18 protein-coding genes and 1 pseudogene are annotated in these 19,766 nt (G+C 37.6%); 4 read left to right on the top strand and 15 right to left on the bottom strand.

What is annotated here, in order from left to right:
• Positions 1-109: 109 nt before the first annotated feature.
• Positions 110-311, top strand: a pseudogene (locus tag ACPF7I_RS07085) (ferritin-like domain-containing protein); the annotation flags it as partial.
• A gap of 289 nt (positions 312-600) precedes the next feature.
• Here the strand turns inward: ACPF7I_RS07085 and ACPF7I_RS07080 are convergent.
• From ACPF7I_RS07080 to ACPF7I_RS07045, 8 genes are all read right to left on the bottom strand, one after another.
• On the bottom strand, positions 601-795 hold the full coding sequence (locus tag ACPF7I_RS07080) for a hypothetical protein (RefSeq protein WP_430744121.1): 195 nt from the start codon (positions 793-795) through the stop codon (positions 601-603).
• 199 nt (positions 796-994) lie between these two features.
• On the bottom strand, positions 995-2,428 hold the full coding sequence (locus ACPF7I_RS07075) for an alanine/glycine:cation symporter family protein (RefSeq protein ID WP_430744122.1): 1,434 nt from the start codon (positions 2,426-2,428) through the stop codon (positions 995-997).
• A gap of 303 nt (positions 2,429-2,731) precedes the next feature.
• Positions 2,732-4,636: a vWA domain-containing protein gene (locus tag ACPF7I_RS07070; protein ID WP_430744123.1), complete on the bottom strand. Its 1,905-nt coding sequence runs from the start codon at positions 4,634-4,636 to the stop codon at positions 2,732-2,734.
• Between the two features lie 10 nt (positions 4,637-4,646).
• Positions 4,647-5,468 carry an AAA family ATPase gene (locus ACPF7I_RS07065; RefSeq protein ID WP_430745946.1) on the bottom strand — a complete coding sequence of 274 codons (822 nt, stop codon included), beginning with the start codon at positions 5,466-5,468 and terminating at the stop codon, positions 4,647-4,649.
• A 195-nt stretch (positions 5,469-5,663) separates the two neighbouring features.
• Entirely contained in the window at positions 5,664-5,927 is a 264-nt protein-coding gene (locus ACPF7I_RS07060) for a metal-sensitive transcriptional regulator (protein ID WP_003397198.1), read from the bottom strand.
• Positions 5,928-5,990: 63 nt separating this feature from the next.
• On the bottom strand, positions 5,991-6,365 hold the full coding sequence (locus tag ACPF7I_RS07055; protein ID WP_003397201.1) for a helix-turn-helix transcriptional regulator: 375 nt from the start codon (positions 6,363-6,365) through the stop codon (positions 5,991-5,993).
• A gap of 160 nt (positions 6,366-6,525) precedes the next feature.
• A complete protein-coding gene (gene purU, locus ACPF7I_RS07050) occupies positions 6,526-7,428 on the bottom strand; it encodes a formyltetrahydrofolate deformylase (RefSeq protein WP_430744124.1) in 903 nt (300 codons plus the stop codon).
• 91 nt (positions 7,429-7,519) lie between these two features.
• Positions 7,520-8,341 carry a formate/nitrite transporter family protein gene (locus ACPF7I_RS07045; protein ID WP_430745947.1) on the bottom strand — a complete coding sequence of 274 codons (822 nt, stop codon included), beginning with the start codon at positions 8,339-8,341 and terminating at the stop codon, positions 7,520-7,522.
• Positions 8,342-8,583: 242 nt separating this feature from the next.
• On the opposite strand from ACPF7I_RS07045, the gene speE reads away from it, so the two are divergent.
• On the top strand, positions 8,584-9,432 hold the full coding sequence (speE, locus tag ACPF7I_RS07040) for a polyamine aminopropyltransferase (RefSeq protein WP_430744125.1): 849 nt from the start codon (positions 8,584-8,586) through the stop codon (positions 9,430-9,432).
• Positions 9,433-9,534: 102 nt separating this feature from the next.
• Complete coding sequence (gene rpmG / locus ACPF7I_RS07035; RefSeq protein ID WP_043966395.1) at positions 9,535-9,684, top strand: 50S ribosomal protein L33; 150 nt, start codon at positions 9,535-9,537, stop codon at positions 9,682-9,684.
• Between the two features lie 26 nt (positions 9,685-9,710).
• On the opposite strand, the gene treR is transcribed toward rpmG, so the two are convergent.
• From treR to ACPF7I_RS07000, 7 genes are all read right to left on the bottom strand, one after another.
• A complete protein-coding gene (treR, locus tag ACPF7I_RS07030; protein WP_430744126.1) occupies positions 9,711-10,433 on the bottom strand; it encodes a trehalose operon repressor in 723 nt (240 codons plus the stop codon).
• A gap of 27 nt (positions 10,434-10,460) precedes the next feature.
• The gene (gene treC / locus ACPF7I_RS07025) at positions 10,461-12,125 is read right to left on the bottom strand and encodes an alpha,alpha-phosphotrehalase (protein WP_430744127.1); all 1,665 of its coding nucleotides are present in this window, start codon (positions 12,123-12,125) and stop codon (positions 10,461-10,463) included.
• A gap of 1 nt (position 12,126) precedes the next feature.
• Entirely contained in the window at positions 12,127-13,530 is a 1,404-nt protein-coding gene (treP, locus tag ACPF7I_RS07020; protein WP_430745948.1) for a PTS system trehalose-specific EIIBC component, read from the bottom strand.
• Positions 13,531-13,691: 161 nt separating this feature from the next.
• On the bottom strand, positions 13,692-14,081 hold the full coding sequence (locus tag ACPF7I_RS07015) for a PilZ domain-containing protein (protein ID WP_430744128.1): 390 nt from the start codon (positions 14,079-14,081) through the stop codon (positions 13,692-13,694).
• A 65-nt stretch (positions 14,082-14,146) separates the two neighbouring features.
• Positions 14,147-16,543, bottom strand: a complete 2,397-nt coding sequence (parC, locus tag ACPF7I_RS07010) for a DNA topoisomerase IV subunit A (RefSeq protein WP_430744129.1) — start codon at positions 16,541-16,543, stop codon at positions 14,147-14,149.
• Between the two features lie 4 nt (positions 16,544-16,547).
• Positions 16,548-18,521 carry a DNA topoisomerase IV subunit B gene (gene parE, locus ACPF7I_RS07005; protein WP_430744130.1) on the bottom strand — a complete coding sequence of 658 codons (1,974 nt, stop codon included), beginning with the start codon at positions 18,519-18,521 and terminating at the stop codon, positions 16,548-16,550.
• A 122-nt stretch (positions 18,522-18,643) separates the two neighbouring features.
• Positions 18,644-19,048 (bottom strand): CoA-binding protein, encoded by a 405-nt coding sequence (locus tag ACPF7I_RS07000; protein ID WP_430744131.1) that lies wholly within the window; start codon positions 19,046-19,048, stop codon positions 18,644-18,646.
• A 135-nt stretch (positions 19,049-19,183) separates the two neighbouring features.
• On the opposite strand from ACPF7I_RS07000, the gene plsY reads away from it, so the two are divergent.
• On the top strand, positions 19,184-19,765 hold the full coding sequence (plsY, locus tag ACPF7I_RS06995; RefSeq protein ID WP_009361218.1) for a glycerol-3-phosphate 1-O-acyltransferase PlsY: 582 nt from the start codon (positions 19,184-19,186) through the stop codon (positions 19,763-19,765).
• Position 19,766: the final 1 nt, after the last annotated feature.

The following is a 19,766-nucleotide window of genomic DNA, read 5'->3' as shown; positions in this document are numbered from 1 at the left end:
GAGGACATGGCAAAATGGTAGAAGTATGACAAGTTAAATGATTTGCAACCAAGTAGATAGAGTACCTTGGAACTGTGAAATTTTACAAAACTAAAGGATAATTTCTAACAATCTGACTGGGAAGCGTCCTCAACCGAAGATAAGCGAACAATGTTCGGATGATTTTAAGCGCGGGCTAGAAATTAGCAACAAACCGTTGATTTTTATTTAGAAATTGCGGACCGGACTATATAACGAAAACATTTCGCACAGTAGCGGCTGATGAACAAAACCATGCCGTTTGGTTTTTATACTATTTCTCCAAAACTTAATCTTCTCCAAAACTTAATCTTCTCCAAAACTTAATCTTCTCCAAAACTTAATCGCGAGAGGGTAGCACAAGCACCACAAAATCTGCCTTTCTTTCTCGTACGTATTTTTTAGTTTACATAACATAAATTATAGGAAGTTAAAAAATATTTATCTCATATAAAAAGTAAACTTTTATTTTTGAGACAGAAAAGAAAATAAAAACGTAGCTGTTTTATAGTTAACGAAACGAAAACTACAGCTACGTCTTATGATGAAATGCATACACTACATAATCCGTCCTTTCTTTATTTAAGCAATATCCTCATTGCAATAGCGGACACCTTTGTATTGAATACGGATTGGGATTTGTTTTTCTCGTTCATACTGTCGACATAACTTTTTCGCTTTTACGCACGCATCCATCATTCCACTAGCAGTGATTGCCTCTTCCCACACAACAGGTTGTTGATGATGTGTACTAAAATTGAAAATATACTGTTTCATATAAATCCTCCCTTCTTTTTTCTTTGTATATCTTCAAACATTCATTCCAATTATTATTATAATGCAAACCTGTATTATAAAAAACATTGAAACTGTTACAACATTGTAAACTTTTACAATAGATTGTGTAAATAAAAACAAGCCTAAGGAAATATCCTTAGACTTGTCCACTTTCATTTGAACTCAAATGAACTCAAACTTATTTGCCCATGGCTTTTTTCACCTGTTCTTCTTTGCGCGTTGGCCAGCATTCAACACCTTTTAGTCCTTCAATGTCATCAGCGTAAAACACAGGATCTTCTCCACGTTTACGCTTCGCCATATAGTCATCAAGCGCTTTGAACGCGATACGACCAAGTAAACCGATTGCTACTAAGTTTGTTAACGCCATGAGCGCCATCGCTAAGTCAGCTAAATCCCAAACGATTTGTAAGCTAGCAAGTGCTCCGAAAATAACCATTCCGATTGCTAGGACACGATAAACGAATAAAGCTGTTTTTCCTTTACTAATAAATTCAATGTTTGCTTCACCGTAGTAATAGCTTCCGATGATTGAGCTGAAAGCGAACATGAAAATAGCTGCTGATAAGAAAATACCTGCCCAAGAACCGAAGTGCTCGGAAAGCGCTGCTTGTGTTAATTCAATACCAACAAGCTCGCCTGTTTTATACGTATCCGATAATAAAATGATAAATGCTGTAGCGCTACATACAAGTAATGTGTCGAAAAATACCCCTAGCGCTTGAATAAAACCTTGTTTCGCTGGATGTGAAACTGTTGCTGTTGCTGCAGCGTTTGGCGCACTACCCATACCAGCTTCATTCGAGAATAATCCACGTTTTACTCCCATCATGATCGCGGCACCCATACCACCGCCTACAACTTGCTCTAAACCAAAAGCACTTTTGAAAATTAAAGCAATAACCGCTGGAATTTCAGTAATGTTCGTAACCATGACATACAATGCTAATCCGATATAGAAAAAGGCCATGATCGGAACGATAACTTCAGAGAAACGGGCAATTCGTGTAACACCACCAAAAATGATCACCGCTGTTAGCGCCGCTAGTAAGAAAGCGGTTACATAAGGGTTCAAACTGAATGAATTTTTAAACGCTGTAGCAATTGTATTGCTTTGTACGGCGTTAAATGTTAAACCGAAACTTGCAATAATTGTGAAAGCAAAAATTGTGCTCATCCAACGTGCACCCAATTGTTTTTCCATATAATATCCTGGGCCACCTTTAAAGCCGACATCGCTTTTTACTTTAAAGATTTGCGCTAATGTACTTTCAACAAATGCACTTGCTCCACCTAAAATGGCAACAAGCCACATCCAAAATACTGCTCCTGGACCACCGATTGCTAAAGCCATCGCAACCCCAGCAACGTTACCTGTTCCAATACGTGTAGCGGCACCGATGAAGAATGCCTGAAGCGAAGAAATTTCTTTTTTTCCTTTTCCTTCAGGAGATTTTTCTTTTAAGACTCTGAACATTTCTCCGATCAAACGAATTTGTGCAAATTTCGTCCCGATCGTAAAATACAAACCGAGACCGAGCAATAAACCGATAATGACATAAGACCATAGAATGTTGTTTAGAAATCCGACTACTTGATTGATGAACTCCATACACTTCCTCCTTAAAAATAAATAATTAAGATAATTAGTAAGATTATTAATCTTGCAATAGTATTATCTGAAAATTAAATTTATACGTCAATAGAAAAAAATAAAAAACCACAACCGTTTTACAGCGTTAAAGGAACAAAATTGAAAATAAATTATTCTTGTATACTATTTTAAAACAATATAGACGAAAAGTTGTTTTATTTTCTCACATAATATTCAAATAAAATCTTTTTCAAAAAAATTTTTTTGTTAACGAAAAAAATTTTTGAATTAACATAAAAACACCCGTTATCTCGGGTGTTTTTATAATTTGTATAACAATAATTTTTTTAGTAAAGGGGCTAAAAATGTCGGTAACTGTTCTACATTTGGAACAATGACATGATAATTCCCATATATATTTTCAATCGTTTTTTGTTGGCTTTCGGTAATCATTCCATTAGCTAAAAACACATTCACTACTTCAATTCCTAATTTTCTCGCTTCCGTCACTGCCTCGTGTGTATCTATAATTCCGTTTTGATCGTATCCAAAGGCTGCTGGTTCCCCATCAGAAAAGACGAGTAAAAATTTTTGTTTTTCGTTTCGTTTTTGTAATTCTTCTGTCATTACCCGAATAGCTAAACCATCGCGATTATCTTCTTGGGGTTCTAGTTGCATAATTTCCGCTCCACGTCCCTTTTTCAAAGATGCATCAAAATCAATAACCGTTTGAAAATAATTCGGCTGATAGAGCTGTGTGGCCTCATTCGTATCTTCCCAGAAACCAACGACTTTGTGTGGAACACGGAGCGTTTTAAGCGATTCATGGAACAAAACAATTCCTTTCTTTGTCTCTTCCATTTTGTCATACATTGACGCTGAACAGTCAACAAGTAGTACGAAAACAGCATCTAGTATTGGAGAAATCTCGTGTTTTTTGTAAAATAAACGTGGATGTTCATCCATAAAAAAACGTAATAGCTTTTTGTTTAAACGTCCTGCGTGCAAATCCGTGCGTGGATGAATTTTTTTATGTTCGAGCACTTTTTCAATTGTTTGCGTCAACTTTTTTTGATACGGCCCAATGACTTCCCGATCACGTTCATACTGTCTCATTTGTTGTACTGTTGGTGGCAAAACATCCACAAATATTGGTTTAGCATAACGATTTTCTTTTCCGTATTCGTACTCCGAACGCCCAAAAAGCCCTTGGCGATATTCTTGTTGTTCTAAATGCGTATAATCATTATGCGTCGTTTTTTGTGATGAACCATGTACGATCCCAAGCGCTTGATCTCCCGCTTCTCCTTGACGAACTCCTTCACCAAGCAAATCCGTTTGCGATCCTTGCTCTAGATCAAACTGCAAAAAACTGTTTGTCATATCGCTTGTTTCTCGATGCCATGTATGCATCACTTCTTGAAAAATCTCTTCGTCTTTCGATTTCTCATCGAGCACGTCATGATTTTTCAGCGGATCTTTGCGGCGAATATCTTCCATATCTTCTTGCTGATCAGCGTAAATGTACTCTGGGAGATGAAAATATGTGTTTAGCATATCCGCATCTAACAATTCATTTAACACATCTACAACTGTAAGCACAATATGTGAAATATGATCGGTCGATTTTGCATCATATACATTTCGTATTTCACGTTCAACAAACGGAAGAGCGGATCGTATTGGTTCAGGGAGAAAAACGTCCTGTTCTGGATGTTCCGCCGTCAATAATAAATATAGAAAATTAAACAATGCATCTGTATGAACGCTTTTTACCATATTGACGTTCCATTGCGTTTGAAAATAATGACGATACACATGTTTCCGAATCATAAACGATTTTTTTGTTCCAGGACGCACACGTCGACATACATCTTCTAAACGAAGATCTTCGAACAACATAAACAGCTGTTTAGCGAAATTCCGAATAGAATAGCCCTTCACTTGATTAAGAAAAGAAATAATATGTTCGTCATTTGTATGATAAAAATTTCCGATTGTTCGCAAAAACACATCACTTTTTAGCCCATGTACGTACTGCTCTTTCGGTCGATTATCCCAAAAATGACTAACAACCACCTTTTTATGTTGTCGATCAAGATACGATTGATAACCAAATTCGAGCTCCATTTGTTCATCTTTTGTTAATGTTTTCACTAAATCAGATAGCTCCATAAACAAAAAAGAATCGACTTTTTTATCATTAAACACAATAAAACGGTTCATTCAGCCACCCTCATTCATCAAACAACGTTTCTGCCAAATTACGCACCGCGGCTTTTTCACGATCATCTTCTAATTTTTCAACGATCGCCCGCTCAATTGCTCGTCGTGGTGGAATGTATACTGCTAAATCACAAGCATCGATTAATGCCCGAATGGAAGCTGCTTCTTCTGATACATATCCTTGTTTTACTTGAACAATCAAATCGGCTGACAATGTAACAAAACGATCCAATAACGTTTCATTTGTCAGTTTCGTTTGTTGTTTCAAAATACGTTTTAACGCCTCTCCTTGAACGTACGGTACATCAATGACAACAAAACGGTTTTTTAACGCTTCGTTTAACGGAACTGTTCCAACATATCCTTCGTTAATGGCTGCAATGACACCAAATGTCGGTTTTGCCTTTACGACTTCAGCAGTAAACGGATTTGTAATCGTTTTTCGATAATCGAGCACCCCGTTTAAAATGGGCAAAGTCTCTGGCTTAGCCATATTAATTTCATCAATATATAATAAATGCCCTTTTGTCATCGCTTGAATGACCGGACCTGGTATAAATTCGATCGATGCTTGCCCGTTTATTTGTTGAATGGTTTTAAATCCGAGCATTGCCTCGGCATCTAAATCGATCGAACAGTTCATGCTATGCATGGGTTGTCCAAAAAAGGTTGATAAGGTTTCTGCTAATTTTGTTTTTCCTGAACCTGTCGGACCTTTTAATAACACATTTTTCCCTAACGCCAAAGCGATAATCGCGTCATATAAAATGGACTCATGAGCTGGTGTGTATGCAGCAGCCTCGATTCGTTCGATTGCGTCATGTTTAAACATTTCTCTTCTTTCTTCTATAATCGTTTGAATCGTTTCAGGAAGTGAACATAATTGTGTATACATCATGATGTCAACCCTTTCTATGTTTTCATACGTACGTATTGTACAAAAAATGCACTCATTTGTACAAACAAACAAATTGTTTAACATAATTACATTATGTTAACAAAAAAATAAAAAAGGAGCCACTCGGCATTATCGACTTTTGACGAGTAGCTCAACTGCTTCTTGAATAAGCTTTTCACTTTCTAATGATCCTGTTTCGATATCTTTGCGAATACAACGCTCCAAATTAGCACTTACAACAACCGCAATGGCACGGTCGACAGCACTACGAATAGCGGATAATTGAGCAACTACTTCTTTACAATCTTTTTGCTCATCCATCATTTTGAGCACACCACGAACTTGTCCTTCAATCCGTTTTAATCGGTTTTTCACTTGGTTATCGTATGTCATATTTATCAATCTCCTTTTTCTATATACCCTTATCAGTATATTAAATGAAATATGATCCTATTGTCAACTAAAATTATCTTTAATTGCTTTACGAATGAGTGCTTCACAACGATCTAATTCTGTTTTTAATTGTCGTTTATATAGCTGGGCTTTTTTATATCCTTCCTCAGTAAAACGGTAATAAACCACTTCTTGATATTTCATTCCTTCTTTTTTCTTTTTTACTTGTTCTAAAATCCCGTCCTCAATTAAATCGTGTAGAGCTTTGTATACTTCTGAATGATTCGGACGGTATCCAAACGGCTGAAATTCTTCACGAAGCACGTCTAGTAATTTCAGTCCATACAATCGTTCTTGTTCGGTTAAAGTAATTAAATACAGCTTTAAAAATGCGCGTTGTTTTAATAAAAATCCGCTCGGTTTTCTTTTTTCACTCATCTTTCCTCCTCCTCTCATATGACACATTCTTTACTCAAAAGAAAAATCCTTCTATCCTTTCATTATAATTGAACATTTTTATTTTTATTCATTTTTTATTTAGAACATAGTTTTATCATATCATTTTTTTACAAAAAATAGAAGAAGGTTAATCCTTCTTCTATTTGAATACAATTGTTTTATTTTCATGAACGATGACACGATCTTCTAAATGCCACTTTAATGCACGAACGAGGACGGTTTTTTCGATCATGCGCCCGATTCGTTTTAAGTCTTCGACATGATGTTTATGATCAACTCGTTCTACATCTTGTTCAATAATTGGCCCCTCATCTAAATCATCTGTTACATAATGAGAAGTGGCACCGATGAGTTTCACTCCACGTCGATAAGCTTGCTCGTATGGCCGTGCACCAATGAACGCCGGTAAAAACGAGTGATGAATATTAATAATTTGCGTTGGGAACGTCGCGACAAAACGGGATGATAAAATTTGCATATAACGAGCAAGCACAATGACATCAATATCATATTCCTTTAACAATTGTATTTGTTTTTCTTCTGCTTCTTGTTTTGTTTCTTTTGTCACTGGTATGTAATAGTACGGGATGCCGAATGACTCCACCGTTTCTCTCATTTGTTCATGGTTGCTAATAACAAGGGCGAAATCTGCAAGCAATTCACCCGCTTGCCATTCCCACAATAACTCTAATAAGCAATGTTCTTCTTTTGAAACGAATATCGCTACCTTTTTTATATGCGTATGTAGACTCAATCGCCATTTCATTGAAAAACGTTGTGCAATCGTTGCGAACTTTCTCTCCATCTCCTCTTTTCGTTCCGATATATTCGGAGCATCAAACTCAATTCGTAAAAAAAATGTACCACCTTCAGGATCTGTCGAATACTGACTTGACTCAACAATATTGGCCCCTTGTTCATACAAAAAAGTTGTAACCGCTGCAACAATTCCCGGCTGATCCGGACATGAAATAAGCAGGCGTGCCCGATGTTTATATTTGTCCATAAACTTTTGCGCATGTTTTTGTTGAAAATACATCATAACTCCCCCTGTGGAACAAAGAATGGAATAAATAATAGCCATTATTATAACAAATAAACAAATAGTCGAGAACATATCTCGACCATTTTTCTTACTTATTCATTATTTTTCGTATTCCAAAAGCTCCTTTCCATGTAGGAGCAGGCTGTTTGACAGAAGATGAAAGGTACGTGTATAAGGCGCCCATAAATAACGACCCACCGACAATATTACCAAGCGTTACAGGTATGATGTTATGAACCATTCCTGCTACATGAATCGTATCAGGATGTTGAACAGCTAATGCAAGGGAGAAAATAACAAAATTCGCGATCGAGTGTTCATATCCAGAAGCAAAAAAGACGAAAACGATTAAAATCATGGCGAACATTTTTGCGATATCTTCTTTCATTTGCATCGGAATAAAAATAGCTAAACAAACGAGCCAGTTACACAAAATCCCTTTCACAAACAGTTGTAACGTTGTTGCATGCATTTTTTTCAATGCAATCGCAAATAGTAAATGATCCATCGGAAGATCATGAAAAATCCCTGACTGTGCGATTAAAAAAGCAAAGAAAATAGCACCAAGCAAATTTCCACTATAACATGCTACCCAGTTACGAAGGGTGTCTCCAATCGTTGTTTCTTTTTGTAGAGTACTAACGGTAAAGTACATCGTATTCCCTGTAAACAGTTCCGCCCCACCATACATGATAAGGATAAGAGCAATCCCGAAGAAAATGCCGCTTACTAAATAAGTGGCTGGTGAATGTGTTTCGTAAAAGTATTGACCAACCCGAACACAAAGAACAAGAGCAAAACCGATATATACACCTGCTAAAGCAGCACGAATCATGTATTGAAGCAATGATTTTTGCAAAATAGATCGCTTCTTTAATGCGAACTCTTTACATGTTTGTAAAGCGTCCATCATATCCTCACTTCTCTTTCTGTTTTGTGATGTTTTTCACACTTTATCCTACTCCTCTTCCTTACGTTTTTCAACGAATTTATGTAAATGTTAAAAGAACTGTCAACACTTTATTTTTGTAAACGGTTGCGAAAAAAAAGACTATTGCAATTTTTGCACATATTGTTCTCACCCTTTGCAAATCTATACAGAAATATATTAATATAAAAAAGGTGTAAAATACATTGTTAGAGGAGGAAGCTATGAACTACATAAAGGAACAAAACGGTGAGTTGTGGTTAACAGAAGATGAACGTGAAAATTTAAAAATTAGTTATCGTATTAAAGAAATCATTTACTCAGAGCATTCACCATTTCAACATGTAATGATTTTAGACTCATACGACTTTGGAAGAATGCTCGTACTTGACGGAGTTGTACAAACAACTTCCATTGATGGTCATATTTATAACGAGATGATTACACATGTTCCTCTTTCTCTTCATCCGTCGCCGAAAAAAGTTTTAATTATTGGCGGAGGCGATTGTGGCGCAGCTCGTGAAGTGGCGAAATATGAAGAGGTAGAAGAAATACATCTTGTCGAAATTGATGAAATTGTTGTTCAAGCATGTAAAGAACATTTACCTGAAGTATCTGGAAATCTTTCGGACCCGCGTGTGCAATATATATATAAAGATGGGGTTCAATTTGTGAAAGATCGCGTGAATACGTATGATGTCATTATTATTGATTCGTCCGATCCAATTGGTCCTGCACAAGTATTATTTGAATACAATTTTTACAAAAGTGTTCATGAAGCGCTCAAAGAAAATGGAATGATGGTTTGCCAAAGCCAATCCCCTATTTTCCATATGGACGTATTGAATCAGACATATACAAACATTCGTCATTTATTCCCGCATGTACACGTATATACGGCTACTGTTCCAACATATCCTGGCGGGCTATGGAGCTTTACGCTTGGTGCGAAACAACCTATTTCATTCGAGCGACTCAACACATTCTCAAAACAAACGAAATACGCAAATGCTGATGTATTAAGCCAATGCTTCCGTCTCCCGCAATTTATGAAAGAACATTTTCAATCGTAGTCGGAATCATTCCGGCTACGATTGTTGACAAACAGGATTTTTTATATTACGATACAAAACGTAATGATTACTATTTTCTTTTTAAATTGAGGAGGTTACAGCATGCGTGTGAAAATCGTTTTACAATGTACAGAAACTGGGGATCGTAACTACATAACAACGAAAAATAAGCGCAACAATCCAGAGCGACTAGAATTAAAAAAATATTGTCCTCGTCTAAAGCGCCATACGTTACATCGTGAAACAAAATAATCCGTGGCATATGCCACGGATTATTTTTAATGCAAATGAATGCGCCGCGCAAAATCAACGAATCGAAATTTATCAAGACGATGACGTGACTCTGTATATTGAAACAAACTGGCATCATCTAAATAAACGTAATTTCGCACGACAACAACGTGCGTATATTGTTTAACATGCAAATACATTCGATCTTCATCCGTACACTCTTCAACGAAAAATTCCTTTTTGGCAAAACTAATTTTTAATTGCAATTCTTTTTCTAAATATTCATAAATGGAGCGCTCACATATATCTTTAGATAAAAACGGAACAAACTTTTTGTTAAAAAAATCTTTATCTAAAATAATGCGCTCGCCTTCAATTTCTCGCACGCGTACTACTTTCCAAATGTCCTCTCTCCCTGTCACATGGAGATGTTTTTTTAACATTTCATCGGGTTTCATCACTTCAAGTTGCTCAACAATCGTTCGCGAAGGTTTTCCTAACTTTTGCGCTAATTCTTTAAAACTAATTAGTCCCGAAATCGGAAAATCAAATTTACGAACGTCTAATACAATGGAACCTTTCCCTTTAATTTTTTGAATATACCCATGTTCCGAGAGTAGATTGAGCGCTTTGCGAATCGTTTCACGAGATGTCTCGTATTGTTCAACAAGTTGATTTTCAGAAGGAATTTTCATTCCAGGTTTAAATATTCCCTTTTCAATTTTCGATAACAGGTCATTATAAATGGACAAATATTTATTTTCACTCATTGTTTATCACCGAAAAATATTTTACCATTATTTTTTCAAGTAATAAACAATCGATTCATACGGACGCAACATCATTTTTGTAAAATCGCTTGGCGAGTCGTCATAGTTTGATAATAATATTTCGCTTTTATATTCTGTGATGTCTACATGTTCTGGCCATTCAAACGACGTTTCTTGTCCGTAAAAATTATTAATCACAACAAGTTTTTCATCGTTTCCGTTACGTATATATGCAAAAATCGAAGGATGGTCTTCTAAAATGAGTTCGTAATCCCCTGTCGTAATGATGTCGTATCGTTTACGCAACTGAATTAGTTTTTGATAATGATAAAAAATAGATGTTGGATCTTGTAACGCTCGTTGAACATTAATTTGTTGATAGTTGCGCGCCACGGAAATCCACGGTGTTCCTGTTGTAAAGCCTGCGTGCTTCTCATCGCTCCATTGCATCGGTGTTCGAGAGTTGTCACGAGATTTTCGCTGTAAAATATGCAATACCTCTTGTTCACTTTTTCCTTGCTCTTTTAATATTCGGTACATGTTTAATGATTCCACATCTCGATAATCGTCGATTCGTTCAAATTTTGGATCGGTCATTCCGATTTCTTCACCTTGATAAATAAAAGGGGTGCCTTGCATCATATGAATCGTTGTCGCTAACATTTTGGCTGATTGTTTATGATAACGTCCGTCATCCCCATAACGAGAAACGATGCGTGGTTGGTCATGATTACACCAAAACAATGCGTTCCATCCACCGCCTTTATGCATTTCTACTTGCCATTCCGATAAAATCTTTTTTAATTGTAAAAAGTCAAAATCAGCAACTGCCCACTTCTCCCCATTTGGATAGTCGACTTTTAAATGATGGAAATTAAATGTCATATTCAGTTCATGACGATCAGGATTTGTATATAAAATACAATGATCAATGGACGTTGATGACATTTCTCCTACTGTCATCATATCGTACTTCGAAAATACCTCTCGATTCATTTCTTGCAAAAATTCATGAATGCGCGGACCGTCTGTATAATATTTTCTTCCATCTCCAGGGGGAATGGATCCATCATCGTCTAAAAATCGTTGATCTTTTGAAATTAAATTAATAACATCTAAACGGAAGCCGTCTACTCCTTTTTGTAACCAAAAATGCATCATCTCATATACGCGCTTACGTACTTCTTCGTTTTCCCAGTTTAAATCAGCTTGTGTAACATCGAACAAGTGTAAATAATATTGTCCTGTTTGCTCATCATACTCCCAAGCCGATCCCCCAAATTTCGATTGCCAATTGTTTAGTTTATCTCTCCAAATGTAAAAATGACGATATGGGTTATCTTTAGATGAGCGAGCTTGTTGGAACCATTCGTGATCTGTTGACGTATGGTTCACAACGATATCCATCACGATTTTTATATTCCGCTTATGCGCTTCTTCAATAAGTTTTTCAAAATCTTCCATTGTACCATATGGCTCGTAAATTCGATAATAGTCGCTTATATCATATCCATTATCACGCTGCGGAGATTCGTAAATGGGGGTGAGCCAGATGGCATCAACCCCGAGAGTTTGTAAATAATCAAGCTTTTGTATAACCCCCTGCAAATCACCAATTCCATCGCCATTTGTATCTTTGAAACTTTTCGGATAAATTTGATACACGACTGCTGTTTTCCACCATGGATGCATATTACTTACCGCCTTTCATTTTTGCCAAAATGTACGTCAACGTAAATGGAACGATAAGGACGATAGCCATACCGATGAAAAACGGTGCCCATTTTTCAGGAAAAATCGATAAAAATCCAGGTAGCCCACCGACGCCGATAGAAGAAGCTTGCACTTTATTGATCGTAATAAAAATTCCCGCAATCGCAGAACCGATTAAAGCTGAAATGAACGGATAACGGAATCGTAAGTTTACACCAAACATGGCTGGTTCCGTAATGCCCAAGTAAGCAGATATAGCTGATGTAAACGATAAGCCTTTTAATTTTTCATCTTTTGTAGCAAACATCATCGCAAGTGCTGCAGAACCTTGTGCAATGTTGGATAACGCAAGCATAGGCCATAAAAATGTCCCGCCTGTGCTACCAATCAATTGTAAGTCTACTGCTAAAAACGTATGATGCATTCCTGTGACAACGAGAACAGCGTATAACCCTCCATATACGAGCCCACCTAACGCTGCAAAACGATCGAATAAAGCAACAAGACCATCTGTTAAAGCGTTTGCAATACCAAACGTTACAGGACCGATTGCAATAAAAGAAACAAACCCTGTCACAAGCAATGCAATTGGAGCGACAAGCAACAATTGAAATGATTCTGGAATGTGTTTTTTCAAAAATTGCTCTAATTTCGCTAACACATATGATGAAATTAAAATAGGCAATACTTGACCTTGATAACCGATTTTTTGAATATCAAATCCAAATAAATTCCAATATGGCACAGTTCCTTCTTGCACAGCTGAAGCGTATGCCCATGCATTTAATAACGCTGGATGAACGAGCATAAGTCCGAGTACAATTCCGAGTAACTCGCTTCCACCAAACTTTTTAACAGCCGACCAACCAATTAATCCAGGTAAAAAAACAAACGCTGTATTGGCAATTAAGTTGATCATATCAGCAAAATCGCGCCATTGTTTATGAACATCAACAACCGATTTTCCTTCATAAAAAATTCCTGGGCCTGTTAAAATGTTATTTAAACCCATCAATAAGCCGGCTGTGACGATGGCAGGTAAAAGCGGAATAAAAATATCAGCTAACGTTTTAATGGCTCGTTGTATCGGATTTAGTTTTTTTTCCGCAGCATCTTTAATGTCTTGCTTTGTCGCGCGGCCGAGACCGGTCATTTCAATCATTTCGTTATATACTTTTTCTACTAATCCTTGACCAATCACTACTTGAAACTGACCGTTGACTGAAAATGATCCTTTCACAATATCAATGTTTTCTAATGCTTCTTTGTCAACTTTTCCTTCATCTTTTAACGCAAAACGAAGACGTGTGACACAATGTGTCGCAGCAATAATGTTCTCTTTTCCACCGACTGCTTGAACAATTTTTTCAACCGATTGTCGCATCATCTCTTCCTCCTTAGCTGAAGCGTTTACATATCTTTTTATAAACTTGTATATACAAGTCGACTTGTTTGATTTTATTTTAACCTGTATATACAAGTTAGTCAATCGCTTTCAAACATTTTTCAAAGAAAAAAGATGCCCATGTGGACATCCTTTCTCTATCATTTGCTTTCTTTTCTTCTTGCATACATCGCTGCATGCCTTTTAATTTCGCCAATTAACTGCATTTCTTCTTGCTTAGAAATCTCCAACGAAAGACCGTACTGAAATTCATTCGCATATGTTTTCTTCCAAATGACGACACCACGCACGGTTATCGGTTGATCAACGATCGTAAACTGTAACTCCACCTCCATTTCACCTTTAGCAGAGTCAATAGGTAAATTTAAATTTGTCTCCATTCGAATGCCACGTGGGCTAATATCGTGAATTTCAGCCGCTCCTTTATCCGTTTCCACTTCCCGTTCTCCAATGCGTGTAATACGGAACGTGCACGGAATCGGTTGACCAAATTGATATCGAAAAGGTTCTTGTCGTTTAAATCTCATCATAAGTCCCCCATATGAAAACTATACCTTCTCCAATATAATTGAAACAACGAAGAAATTCAAGGGAGTTATGACCATTTCACCCATGTATCTGTCACATAACCAACTTCTTCACAATCAAGCACGTATGTTACATTGCCATACCGATCACTTAATCGTAGTTCGTCGACATAAACCTCTTCCATCATTCCTTTCTCCGTCTTTAAAATAACATGTCCATGAGAAAGGAAATGACAGCTCACCAATCGATGTGGAGTTGTTTTCACTTCTTTAACGAGAAGTTGCCCACGTTTTGCACGTGTAGATTGCTCGATCTCTGTTCGCGCTATTTTTTTCACTGCTCCACGTTTTGTCACAAGAATAACGTTTTCTTCAGTTGCTTGTTGGGCAGAAACAACGCAATCTCCTTCTTTTAGATGGATTCCTTTCACTCCAGCTGCTCGAACGCCAACTTCTCCGATTTCTTCTTCTTGGAACAATAAGCCGTACCCATATTGAGTGACGAGGAATATACGTCCTGTGCCATCTGTTTGATACACGTTTACAACTTCATCATCTTCCTTTAGTCGAATCGCCACAAGCGGTTTAGAGTACCGTTGTGCTTTATAATGAAAGAGACTCGTTTTTTTCACAAACCCTTGTTTTGTAATAAATAAAACATATCCGTGAGAAAAATCTGTAATTGGAATAGCACTAGTAAGTTGTTCATCACGATCAAGCAAAATCATATTAGAAATATGTTGACCGATATCTTTCCAACGAATATCTGGAAGTTCATAAACAGGGCAATATAGATAATTACCTTTATTTGTAAATAATAACAACGTATGTGTCGTATTCATTTCAAACATACCGAGCAATCTGTCGCCCTCTTTCATCCCCACATCTTGCCCATTTGAGGCGCTATAAGATCGGAAACTTGTCCGTTTAATATATCCATCTTTTGTGACAGTGACGATCACATCTTCTTCTGGAACAACTACGTTCATTTCGATTTTAATTTCTTTTATTTCCTCCTCAATTGTCGTTCTTCGCTCATCTGCGTACATTTTTTTTATTTTTCTTAAGTCGGCTTTAATAACAGAGAGAAGTTTTTTTTCACTATCTAAAATGGCTGTTAATTCCTCGATTTTACGATGTAACGCACTTGCTTCTTCGCGTAAATCATCAATATCTGTATTTGTTAGACGATATAGCTGCAATGTAACAATCGCTTCTGCCTGTGGTTCTGTAAACCCATAACGATTGATTAAGTTCATTTTTGCATCCTTTTTATCTTGGGAAGCGCGAATCGTTGCGATCACTTCATCTAACATCGATATAGCTTTCATTAGCCCTTCCACAATATGAGCGCGTTCTTTTGCTTTTCGTAATTCATAACGGGAACGATTAGCGACCACTTCTTTTTGATGTTCAATGTATGCGTCTAATAGTTGTGGCAAGCTTAATAACTTTGGACGACGCTCGTGAATGGCAACCATGTTAAAATTGTACGTAATTTGTAAATCAGTGTTTTTGTACAAATAGTTTAAAATACCTTCTGCATTGCCGTCCTTTCTCACTTCAATAACAATGCGTAACCCTGTGCGATCTGTTTCATCACGCACATCAACAATTCCGTCCAACTTTTTTTCAAGGCGCAATTCATCAATTTTTTTAACTAAATTCGCTTTATTGACTTCGTAAGGGATTTCTGTAATCACAATCGCTTGTTTGCTGCCTTTCCCTTGTTCAATCGTCGCTTTAGCGCGAATAATTATTTTTCCTTTCCCTGTTTCATAGGCCGTTTTAATGCCTTCTTTTCCTTGGATGATACCACCCGTTGGGAAATCCGGCCCTTTTAATACGGTCATTAAATCATCAACTGTACAAGTCGGATGATCAATGCGCATAATCACTGCGTCAATTACTTCTCCTAAATGATGTGGTGGAATTTCTGTCGCATAACCTGCTGAAATGCCTGTTGAACCATTGACAAGCAAGTTCGGGAACATTGCTGGCAATACAACAGGTTCCTTACTCGTATCATCAAAGTTTGGTACAAATTCTACCGTCTCTTTATCAATATCGCGCAACAATTCAGATGCGATCGCGGATAATCTTGCTTCTGTATAACGCATTGCTGCAGGTGGATCTCCATCAATGCTTCCGTTATTTCCGTGCATTTCAATAAGCACGTTTCTTACTTTCCATTCTTGGCTCATACGCACCATTGCTTCATATACGGAAGAATCACCATGTGGATGGAAATTACCGATGACATTTCCGACCGTTTTCGCAGATTTACGAAACGGCTTATCAGATGTGTTTCCGTCTACATACATCGCATATAAAATGCGGCGTTGGACGGGTTTTAACCCATCCCGCGCGTCAGGGAGCGCACGTTCTTGAATAATATATTTACTATACCGACCAAATCGGTCTCCTAACACATCTTCAAACGGTAAATCTAATACACGTTCCATATTCTTATTCCCCCTCAGTTGTCATCACATGATCGTTTTCTAAAATATTCATATCGTCCTCTAAACCGAACTGCACATTGGACTCAATCCATTTTCTTCTCGGTTCTACTTTATCGCCCATCAATGTCGTGACACGACGCTCTGCACGTGCTGCATCGTCAATACGAACACGAATCAGTGTCCGCGTTTCCGGATTCATCGTCGTTTCCCATAATTGATCAGCATTCATTTCGCCAAGCCCTTTGTAACGTTGAATCGTATATCCTTTACCGATTTTTTTCAAAATCGATTGCAGTTGCTCGTCCGTCCATGCGTATTCAACAACTTCTCTTTTACCAACCTTTTTACTTACTTTATAAAGTGGTGGAAGGGCAATAAACACTTTACCAGCTTCGATGAGTGGTCGCATGTAACGGTAAAAGAAAGTTAACAACAACACTTGAATATGTGCCCCGTCCGTATCTGCGTCAGTCATAATGATGACTTTATCATAGTGAATATCATCGAGCGAAAAATCAGTCCCCACACCACCGCCAATGGCATGAATAATTGTGTTAATTTCTTCATTTTTAAAAATATCAGCTAGTTTCGCCTTTTCTGTGTTAATTACTTTCCCACGAAGAGGCAATACGGCTTGAAAACGACGATCACGTCCTTGTTTAGCTGAGCCACCCGCCGAGTCTCCCTCGACTAAATACAATTCATTTTTTTGTGGATTTCGTGTTTGAGCAGGTGTTAACTTTCCACTTAATACATGTTCTTTTCCTTTTCGCTTTTTTCCAGAACGTGCTTCCTCCCGCGCTTTTCGCGCTGCTTCACGCGCTTGAAACGCCCGAATTGCTTTTTTAATTAACAATGTTGCGATATCTGGGTTTTCATTTAAAAAGTACGTTAGCTTCTCGCCAACGACCGCTTCAACCGCTGAACGAGCCTCAGGTGTTCCTAGTTTCCCTTTTGTTTGTCCTTCAAATTGCAAAAGTGCTTCCGGAATGCGAACAGATATAATCGCAGATAATCCTTCACGAATGTCTGTCCCTTCTAAGTTTTTATCTCGTTCTTTCAATAAACCTACTTTTCGTGCATATTCATTAAACACGCGAGTCATCGCTGTTTTCGCTCCGATTTCATGCGTCCCTCCATCTTTCGTTCGCACATGGTTCACAAACGAAAGCATATGTTCTGCATACCCATCATGAAACTGAAAAGCAAACTCCACTTCCATATCGCTTTGCTCACCGCTAAAAAATACAACCGGATGCAATACATCTTTTTCTTCATTTAAGTATTGTACAAACGCTTCAATTCCATTTTCGTAATAAAATGTATCACGTAATCCCGATCGCTCATCATGTAATTCAATTTTTAATCCTTTTAATAAAAATGCAGATTCTCGCAAACGTTCGCTAATCGTTTCATAATGAAACGTTGTTGTACTAAAAATCGTTGGGTCTGGTTTAAAGCGAATTTTTGTTCCTGTTTGCTTTGTTTCTCCAATTTTTTTAAGTGTACTGACGGGCTTTCCGCCATGTTCAAATCGTTGGTAATATATGAACCCATCACGTTGAATCGTCACTTCTAACCATTCTGATAAAGCATTAACAACAGAGGCACCAACCCCATGCAAACCACCGCTCGTTTTATATCCACCTTGACCAAATTTCCCGCCTGCGTGTAATACAGTTAAAATAACCTCTGGAGTAGGCTTTCCTAACTTATGCATACCTGTAGGCATCCCACGTCCTTCGTCTTGAACGCTAATGCTTTGATCATTATGTATCGTCACAACAATTCGCTTTCCGTATCCAGCAAGCGCCTCGTCAACGGCATTATCTACAATTTCATATACGAGATGATGCAAACCACGGCTATCTGTGCTTCCGATATACATACCTGGGCGCTTACGAACAGCCTCTAATCCTTCTAATACTTGAATTGTATCTTCGTTATATGTAAGAAGTTGTTTATCTGTCACAATCATTCCCCTTTCACAACAAGAACATTTGTTTCTATTTTTTCGACTTTCTCTATTTTAACATACATTCGGAAAACGTCCAACGTCATGAAGAAAAAGAACGACCATTACAAAAAGAATGGTCGTTTTTAACGTGTGAGCGCATGTTCTACTTTGATGCAGCGATCCATCACAACGGTATAACCTTTTTCAGTTAAATCACGGTACACCTCTTCATCATATACACCTAATTGCGCCCAAAACACGTCCGCATCTATTTGTACAAATTGCTCAGCAATTTCACGTAAATGTTCAGAGCGGCGAAACACATTCACAATATCGACATGTCCTTCAATATCCGTTAACGTAGCAACAGTCGGAATACCTTCCCATTCTTTCATAAGCGGGTTAACTGGAATGATTTCATAACCTGCTTCTTTCATCGCTTTTGCGACCATGTACGATGTACGTTCCGGACGATCTGACAATCCCACGACAGCAATTCGTTTTGCCTTATTTAAAATTTGTTTGATTTGTTCACGATTTAAACTCATCTCATTCCCTCCTTGTAATAACCTAGTATTTCTTCATGCAAAAAAATAATCCTGCCTTCATTTTTTAAAAAAGCATGTTACAATAAAAACATGACCTTTATAAAGGAAATATGAATGAAGTAGAGGGGGCTTATAATGTCCATTTTGCTTATGATCATCGGTTATTTACTCGGTTCGATTCCGTTCGCGCTACTTGTTGGGAAAATTGGATACGGAATTGACATACGTGAACATGGGAGCGGTAATTTAGGCGGAACAAATACATTTCGCGTGCTCGGTGTAAAAGCAGGATTAATTGTAACAATTGCCGACATTTTAAAAGGAACGTTAGCTGCAAGCTTACCTGTATTGTTTCATGTAGATGTTCATCCGCTTCTTACAGGGATGTTTGCTGTGTTTGGTCATACATATCCGGTGTTTGCACAATTTCGCGGTGGAAAAGCGGTTGCGACCTCTGGTGGAGTGTTGCTATTTTATTCACCCGTTCTTTTTATGACGATGTTAGCTGTCTTTTTTCTCATTTTGTATATATCAAAATACGTTTCGCTTTCATCTATGTTAACGGGCGTGTATGCGACCGCTTATGCATTCATATGGACAGACGATATTCCATTGCGTATTGTCGTCACGTTATTGACACTTTTTGTGTTTTATCGCCACCGAGCAAACATAAAACGCATTTTAAACAAAACAGAACCGAAAGTGAAGTGGTTATAGC

The organism is Anoxybacillus dikiliensis (assembly GCF_050613275.1).
Lineage (GTDB): Bacteria > Bacillota > Bacilli > Bacillales > Anoxybacillaceae > Anoxybacillus.
This window is presented reverse-complemented; position numbering and strand designations above follow the sequence as displayed.

What these genes read in the sequence shown, in the direction of transcription:
- parC (WP_430744129.1), bottom strand. Translation starts at nt 16,543, where the DNA reads ATGGAACGTGTATTAGATTTACCGTTTGAAGATGTGTTAGGAGACCGA.
- ACPF7I_RS07045 (WP_430745947.1), bottom strand. Translation starts at nt 8,341, where the DNA reads ATGGACGCTTTACAAACATGTAAAGAGTTCGCATTAAAGAAGCGATCT.
- purU (WP_430744124.1), bottom strand. Translation starts at nt 7,428, where the DNA reads ATGATGTATTTTCAACAAAAACATGCGCAAAAGTTTATGGACAAATAT.
- plsY (WP_009361218.1), top strand. Translation starts at nt 19,184, where the DNA reads ATGTCCATTTTGCTTATGATCATCGGTTATTTACTCGGTTCGATTCCG.
- ACPF7I_RS07015 (WP_430744128.1), bottom strand. Translation starts at nt 14,081, where the DNA reads ATGATGAGATTTAAACGACAAGAACCTTTTCGATATCAATTTGGTCAA.
- speE (WP_430744125.1), top strand. Translation starts at nt 8,584, where the DNA reads ATGAACTACATAAAGGAACAAAACGGTGAGTTGTGGTTAACAGAAGAT.
- ACPF7I_RS07080 (WP_430744121.1), bottom strand. Translation starts at nt 795, where the DNA reads ATGAAACAGTATATTTTCAATTTTAGTACACATCATCAACAACCTGTT.
- ACPF7I_RS07070 (WP_430744123.1), bottom strand. Translation starts at nt 4,636, where the DNA reads ATGAACCGTTTTATTGTGTTTAATGATAAAAAAGTCGATTCTTTTTTG.
- treP (WP_430745948.1), bottom strand. Translation starts at nt 13,530, where the DNA reads ATGCGACAATCGGTTGAAAAAATTGTTCAAGCAGTCGGTGGAAAAGAG.
- treC (WP_430744127.1), bottom strand. Translation starts at nt 12,125, where the DNA reads ATGCATCCATGGTGGAAAACAGCAGTCGTGTATCAAATTTATCCGAAA.
- ACPF7I_RS07055 (WP_003397201.1), bottom strand. Translation starts at nt 6,365, where the DNA reads ATGAGTGAAAAAAGAAAACCGAGCGGATTTTTATTAAAACAACGCGCA.
- treR (WP_430744126.1), bottom strand. Translation starts at nt 10,433, where the DNA reads ATGAGTGAAAATAAATATTTGTCCATTTATAATGACCTGTTATCGAAA.
- ACPF7I_RS07075 (WP_430744122.1), bottom strand. Translation starts at nt 2,428, where the DNA reads ATGGAGTTCATCAATCAAGTAGTCGGATTTCTAAACAACATTCTATGG.
- ACPF7I_RS07065 (WP_430745946.1), bottom strand. Translation starts at nt 5,468, where the DNA reads ATGTTTAAACATGACGCAATCGAACGAATCGAGGCTGCTGCATACACA.
- ACPF7I_RS07000 (WP_430744131.1), bottom strand. Translation starts at nt 19,048, where the DNA reads ATGAGTTTAAATCGTGAACAAATCAAACAAATTTTAAATAAGGCAAAA.
- rpmG (WP_043966395.1), top strand. Translation starts at nt 9,535, where the DNA reads ATGCGTGTGAAAATCGTTTTACAATGTACAGAAACTGGGGATCGTAAC.
- parE (WP_430744130.1), bottom strand. Translation starts at nt 18,521, where the DNA reads ATGATTGTGACAGATAAACAACTTCTTACATATAACGAAGATACAATT.
- ACPF7I_RS07060 (WP_003397198.1), bottom strand. Translation starts at nt 5,927, where the DNA reads ATGACATACGATAACCAAGTGAAAAACCGATTAAAACGGATTGAAGGA.